This window comes from Sphingomonas abaci (assembly GCF_014199625.1).
Lineage (GTDB): Bacteria > Pseudomonadota > Alphaproteobacteria > Sphingomonadales > Sphingomonadaceae > Sphingomonas > Sphingomonas abaci.
Window position 1 is genome coordinate 74343 of record NZ_JACHNY010000012.1, and the last position, 6000, is coordinate 80342.

The 6000-nt window shown below is 63.5% G+C and carries 6 protein-coding genes and 1 pseudogene; 5 read left to right on the forward strand and 2 right to left on the reverse strand.

Features of this window, described 5'->3' with window-relative positions:
* The first annotated feature begins 289 nt into the window (after positions 1 to 289).
* The gene (locus GGQ96_RS18760; RefSeq protein WP_184116904.1) at positions 290 to 562 is read left to right on the forward strand and encodes a hypothetical protein; all 273 of its coding nucleotides are present in this window, start codon (positions 290 to 292) and stop codon (positions 560 to 562) included.
* A gap of 16 nt (positions 563 to 578) precedes the next feature.
* On the opposite strand, the gene GGQ96_RS18765 is transcribed toward GGQ96_RS18760, so the two are convergent.
* Positions 579 to 1052: a DUF4126 domain-containing protein gene (locus tag GGQ96_RS18765; protein WP_184116905.1), complete on the reverse strand. Its 474-nt coding sequence runs from the start codon at positions 1050 to 1052 to the stop codon at positions 579 to 581.
* A gap of 194 nt (positions 1053 to 1246) precedes the next feature.
* Between GGQ96_RS18765 and GGQ96_RS18770 the strand changes: the two genes are divergently transcribed.
* The 4 genes and pseudogenes from GGQ96_RS18770 (at position 1247) to GGQ96_RS18785 (ending at position 3052) form a co-directional block, all read left to right on the forward strand.
* A complete protein-coding gene (locus GGQ96_RS18770) occupies positions 1247 to 1672 on the forward strand; it encodes an organic hydroperoxide resistance protein (RefSeq protein ID WP_184116906.1) in 426 nt (141 codons plus the stop codon).
* Complete coding sequence (locus tag GGQ96_RS18775) at positions 1669 to 2160, forward strand: MarR family winged helix-turn-helix transcriptional regulator (RefSeq protein ID WP_184116907.1); 492 nt, start codon at positions 1669 to 1671, stop codon at positions 2158 to 2160. The genes GGQ96_RS18770 and GGQ96_RS18775 overlap by 4 nt, the downstream gene beginning before the upstream one ends.
* Before the next feature lie 447 nt (positions 2161 to 2607).
* Positions 2608 to 2742, forward strand: a pseudogene (locus tag GGQ96_RS18780) (integrase core domain-containing protein); the annotation flags it as partial.
* Between the two features lie 79 nt (positions 2743 to 2821).
* Complete coding sequence (locus tag GGQ96_RS18785; RefSeq protein ID WP_184116908.1) at positions 2822 to 3052, forward strand: hypothetical protein; 231 nt, start codon at positions 2822 to 2824, stop codon at positions 3050 to 3052.
* Here the strand turns inward: GGQ96_RS18785 and GGQ96_RS18790 are convergent.
* On the reverse strand, positions 3049 to 5850 hold the full coding sequence (locus GGQ96_RS18790) for a conjugal transfer protein TraG N-terminal domain-containing protein (RefSeq protein ID WP_184116909.1): 2802 nt from the start codon (positions 5848 to 5850) through the stop codon (positions 3049 to 3051). The two genes, GGQ96_RS18785 and GGQ96_RS18790, sit on opposite strands and share 4 nt — an antisense overlap.
* Positions 5851 to 6000 lie beyond the last annotated feature (150 nt).

The window sequence follows — 6000 nt, forward strand, 5'->3', positions numbered from 1 at the left end:
CTGCGGAGCCCTTCGGCTGGCCGATGGTCTTCGGGGTTGTCGCCCAGGAGAGGATGTGCCGCTTGAGCCGGCATATGCTGGCCGTAGCACCGGCTATCTGCAAGCGCTCCCGAGACCATAGCATGCTATAGGAGCGATATGGCTACTTCGGCCCCAGCCACCGGGCCGGCCAAGAGCTGCCGTTCGATCGGGCCTACGGCCAGGAAGTCATGGCTATTATGGATCGAGCTACAATTATTGACGTGAAGGGGGGCCGGACCAAGGCTGCGATCCGGCCCCTCCTCGTGCCATGATCGAGCGCGTCGCTCGCTTCCTGTATCACGTCGTTGCGGAATGCGGCGCTACGCCGAAAAGCGAAACCGAGATGCTGCAGGCAGCCTATGCTCTGGTCAAGGTTATGCGGACATCTAGCGAAACGATGCAGCGGGCCGGAGCAGCCTTTTTCGCCGAGGATGCGCCAGAGGACAACATCAAGGCCGCCGGAATAGTGTTCGCGGCGATGATGGAGGCCGAGTTGGATTGCTGGCCTGGCTGGATGGATGAAGGCGAAGAGCCTCTATAGCTATCAATAATCGGCGTCATTCGCGTCTGGTTAGAGCGGAGACCAGCTTCGGATTGGCAATCGCAAGTCCGCTTCCAAAGACGATTGCATCCTCGACGAAGCCGGTCGCGGTTTGTCCGTACCTTTTCATCGCCCACTTGCGTAGCGCTAGCCCTGGATAGGCCGACACGATCGCGGCTATGACCGCTATACCGGCACCGGCCACACGCCGATCGCGCGGCGCCAGGGCTGCCCCGGCATAAGCGGCGGTGACGCCGCGCACGGCCAGCCCGATAGGCACGGTGCGATCGGGCGCCGTCTTCATCTTGTCGCCGGCCATCTCCGCTGCCGCAAAAGCGGCGGTGCCTGCGGCAATCACGGGGTTCACCATCAGGGTCTGCAGGGGCAGTTCCGCGGCGACTTCGCCACGCCGCGTTGCTGTCGCGAGAACCGCCAGCGGCGTGATGCCGCGCTGACCTGCGACCAGGCCAATAAGAAGGGATCGAAGCATGAGTAGTCCTCCTGTCGGCAAGCAAATGCACAACCGACACCTTTGATCCCGCAAAACCATATTGTTCGCAATCGATAGGCTTGCTAATTGGCTCGCGACCTCACCGGGCGTCTGCAAGCGACCGGCACGGCCGAGAGGTCGAGATATCTTGATCTTCGTGCCCCGCTTCGCCCACCTCAACAAGGAACCCCGATATGAGCCATCTCTATACCACCAAGGTCACCGCCATCGGCGGGCGCAGTGGCAACATTCGCAGCGAGGACGGCATCCTCGACCTGCCGCTCGCCATGCCCAAGGAACTGGGCGGTAAGGGGGGCGCCACCAATCCGGAGCAGCTGTTCGCCGCAGGCTACGCGGCGTGCTTCGAGAATGCCGTGATCCACGTCACCCGCGCGAAGACCGACAAGGTGCGCGACAACGACATCAAAGTGGTGGGCGAGGTCGGCTTGCTGCCCAACGGTGCAGGTGGTTTTAACCTGGCGGTGACGCTCGACGTCGAGATCGCGGGGCTCGACCAGGCCAAGGCCGAGGAAATCGTCCACGCCGCACATGCGGTCTGCCCCTACTCCAATGCCGTTAAGGGCAATGTCGACGTCGTGCTGAACGTCACCACCCGATGAGCGACCCAGTGGCGGCAAAGGACGAGGACGATCCGCTGCTGCTCGACCGGCAGGTGTGCTTCCCGCTCTACGCCGCCACCAACCTGCTCAACCGGCTCTATGGGCCGGTGCTCGCCGAGCTTGACCTGACCTACCCGCAATATCTCGTCATGCTGGTGCTGTGGGAGCATGAGACCCAGACGGTGGGCGCGCTCGGCGCTCGGCTTTATCTCGATAGCGGCACGCTCAGCCCGCTGCTCAAGCGGATGGAGGCCACCGGGTTGGTCGAGCGTCGCCGCGATCCCGCCGACGAGCGGCGCGTGCTTGTCGGCATAACGGCGCAGGGCCGCGCGCTTCGCGCCAGCGCCGAGCACGTCCCCGAGACGATCGGCGGCGGCTATGCGCCCGATGGCATCGAGGAACTGCGCGAGAGCGTGCGCGGGCTGGTAGCGATCCTTGCCCAACGTGACGGTCGAGCCTCCCCCCTCCTGCCTCGAACACGGAGGTGACACCGTCACCGACCTGACATGCGACTTAGCGATCACCCGGACCGGCACCGCAACGGAGCGGTGGGCGACGAACGGGGCGGCAGAACCCGGTGCGGTTCAAAGCGTGGCGCCGCTCGTCTGCTGTTGAATGCTTTCCGATTGGAATCCCCTTGGGAAAGCATCGGCCGTCTCGCTGCCGGTTCCGCGCCTTTCATGACGCGGAGCGTCCTACCGCCAGCTACAAGGCCGAAAGCAAGCACAAGGTCCAAGGCATACGCGGGGTCATCTGGCTGTCCATTCGATCTAGGAAAGTCCGCGTTCCCGAGCCCAGGCGACCGCCGCGGCGCGCCGGTTGACCCCGATCTTACCGTAAATGCCGTGAGCTGCCCCCTTCTGAGTGGTCCATCGACTATGACAGTCTGGATCGAGGAAGGGACGACGAATGCCAGCGAAGAAGCACAAGCCCGAGGAGAGATCTTCTACAGCCTCGCCGAGGCCAGAATGCTGATCGAGGCGTGGCGGCGCCACTACAACACCATCCGGCCACATAGCAGCCTGGGCTATCGCCCACCCGCACCAGAAGCGGCGACGCCGCCCACCTAATCGGCCACAGCCGCGCCCCTCTGGAACGAAATCGCCAGTCGTGTTATTGTTCGACTTACGTTCCAAGAGGAGGCGTGCCATGGCCGATTTCAACGATGGGTTTTTGAACCCCGCCACGGGCCTGCCTATGGTCAATGGCCTCGACACTGGCGGTAACATCGCCGGGAGCGACGGGAACCGCTGGCTTGACGATGCCGACGACGCGCCTTCTCTCGGCAGCCTGACCCTCGCGCAGAAGCTGTTCGCCGGCAGCTTCGCCGCGATCGTTCTCGGAACGATTGCAGGCGGTGTCATAACCAAGGCGTTCTAGCGCTCGTTCTGCGGCCGGTGCCGCAGCGGTGAGAGCGGCAGTCGAGGCGCAAGCTCACGATCGACTTGCGTCTCGACATCTTCGGACTGGCCCTCAATCCCGGGCCTACGCGAGCCCGCGATCATGTTAGCCGTGTCGAAGCCTGGCGCTTGGGCGGCCTGCATCGCCCCCACCTGCTCGAACACGTTACCGGCGCGATCACGTGCCGTCTGACCGGACGGTCCACCGGAGCCACCACCGACGCTGCCCAGGTTCCCGCGAGCCGCCCGCTCCACACCACCGGCCGACCGTACCGACGGCCCTTGAACGTCCATCGCAGGCGCCTTGAGGTACGTCTCCCCTTCTGATCGAAGTTCATCACGATAGGAGGAGATGAAACGACCAATCAGGCGCTCGCGCTGACCCGCGATCCTCGGATCACTCGTGGTCCAATCGTCGCGCTTGTCGGGATCAAAACGCTGACCGGCCGGGCCGTAAATCTCGTGATGCGCATCCATCTCGGCCCGAGCCCAGGTCCGCATCTTGTCCTGAAGGGCGATGCTGGTCGAGATCCCGTCGGAATCGCGCAGCGAGTGACTTTGCTCCAGCCGGCTGCCCGCATCCATGTACCGCGCGGCTTCGCGACTGAACTCCGACGACTTGGTGCGGCTCGCCGAGATACCCGAAGCAGCGGAGGAAAGTTGGCTGCTCGTTGTTTCGGTGGCCGCCCGCTGGAACGCATCGCTGCTTCGATCCCAATGATTGTCGCGCGCCCAGGTACTAGCGGTGTCCCGAAGGCTGGCAGCGTCTGTGCTGCGCGTCCTCCCAGTCTGATCCTGCCACTGCCAGCTCTGAGATCCCTTGACGCCGAGACCAGCCTTACCGACGCCGAGGAACTTCGCGCTAAGCCCAAGGCTGCCGTCGACACCCAAAAGGGACGTGCTTGCGTAGTTATCGGCTTCGGTCTTTGAGAGACCGTGCTTGTCCTGCAGCGACTGACTGAGGCTATCCCGCGCGGAGAAGCCAGTCCGCAGCGCCGCCAACTCAGAACTGCCGATGCCCAGGCTGTCGCTCGTGCCATGCGAGACACGGTTTTCCATGTTCCGGAAGTTCTGAAGCATCGTCGCGGTCGATTCACGCGCGCTCTCCGATGCGCGCTGACCCTGCGTCTGGAACGACGACGCCACGTCAGCGACAGCATAGTCGGCCGCCTGCGTGAGCTGTGCGCCAAACGGCATCTTCGACATGGGCACGTCGACCGAAGACGATCCGTCAGCATAGCTTGAGACCGTGCTGCCGAACCGCGTCGTGTCGCTCATGGTGGCGTAGCCGCCACCATAATGGCCGGCGGTCGACCAGGCGCCGCTCTGCCGGTTGTTGAACGAGAGGTTGTCGAGGCTCGTGTTGCCGAAGGCGATGTTGCCGGTCGTCGCCTCCCGGCCAGCTTCCTCGGCCGCATTTTGGCTCGGTGCCAGGAAGCTCGTTGCGTGGCCCGATATCGCCATCGCACCCCGCGCCATGCCCGCGGCGATGAATGGGATGGACGCAACGAGATAGCCCGCCAGGACCGCCGTGTTCGAGTTGATCGCGGCCATATCGTTGAACGAAAGCATCGACAGCTTCGCCGTCGACGCGAGCTGGGTATGCTCGCGCAGCGTCACCACCATGTTGAGGATCACGTAGAGTGGTCCCCAGGCTGCCAGGTAGAAGAAGCCGGTGACGTACCCGCGCAGTGCGGCCACGCCCGTTCCTGGCATCAGGAAAAGCGGAAAGATGATGGGGAACAGCGCGTAGAACACGACGGTGAGCACGACGCACAGGATCGGCACCCATTCCATCGCGTTATGCGCGACCGCCTGATAGGTGTTGCGCGTCTGGATGGACGCGCGGGTCTGAGCATAAACGTCGGCCGACGAGCCGCCAGCCGCCGCGACCTGCGTGCTGATCGACTGCTGGAGCGCGTTGATCGAGAGCGTCTGCTTCATAAGCTGGCTGGCGTCTTTCGACACCCCCGTCAGATAGCTGTACGCGATCGGCAGATCCGCGAAGAGCTTCGCCTTGGCCGCTGCATCGGCCATCCCGGGATAGAAGCGCCGGCTGATGCGCGTGCCCATGCCGTCAATCACGCCATCCCATCCTGCGGTTAGCGAGTTATAGCCGTCCCGACAGCTCTTGATCTCGGAAGTCGAGCCTCCGCCCGACGTCGCGGTCACGAACATCATCGATCGGGCTTGGCTGCCCGGCCCGACGGCCGCCCAGACGTCGTCCGCATCGGCGATATCCGTCCAGTTCTTCAGACCAAGCTGAAGGTCGTAGAAGGTGCATTGCCGGTAATATTCGTCGACGTTCGACGCGAAATAGGGGTCGCTGATCGACAGCCCTTGCGTCGCCTCCATGAGACGTGACCCGTAGATCATGCCGTTCTTGCTGTAGTTCAGATCGTCCGGCATCCCGAACACGACCTCGGAGGCACGAACGAGGTAGTCACCGATTTGGCTGGTGAAGCCGGCAACGGCCGCGAGCCCGAGAGGCACGTTGGCGACGTTCGCCGCGGGCAGGCTCGGGTTGATGCGGTCGACCACCTGCACGTCCATGCGGGGGACCATCAGGCACATGTACATAAGCGTCGCTTGGAGGAACCAGTTCATCCAGGCGCGCCAGTCGTGGTTGAACGCCACGATCATGAGGGACATGGCGAAAGCCATCACGAGCACGCATTGCAACATGCTCTTGTACCCGCCGCCCCCCGTCCAAGCGGCGACGGCGTTGAAGACGTTGACGATGTAGTCGCCGCCTCCGATCGTGATGACCTCGAACATCGCGGTCCCTCCCCTTCCCCGCGCTCAGCGCATCGTCATCGCGGAGACACCCCGCTGTTGATTTTCACTGAGAGTTGACCCGGCGTTTTCATCGAGAAGTGACCCGGGTCGTGGGGGTAATGTCAGGCCCGCGGGTTTGCGGGTCAAGTC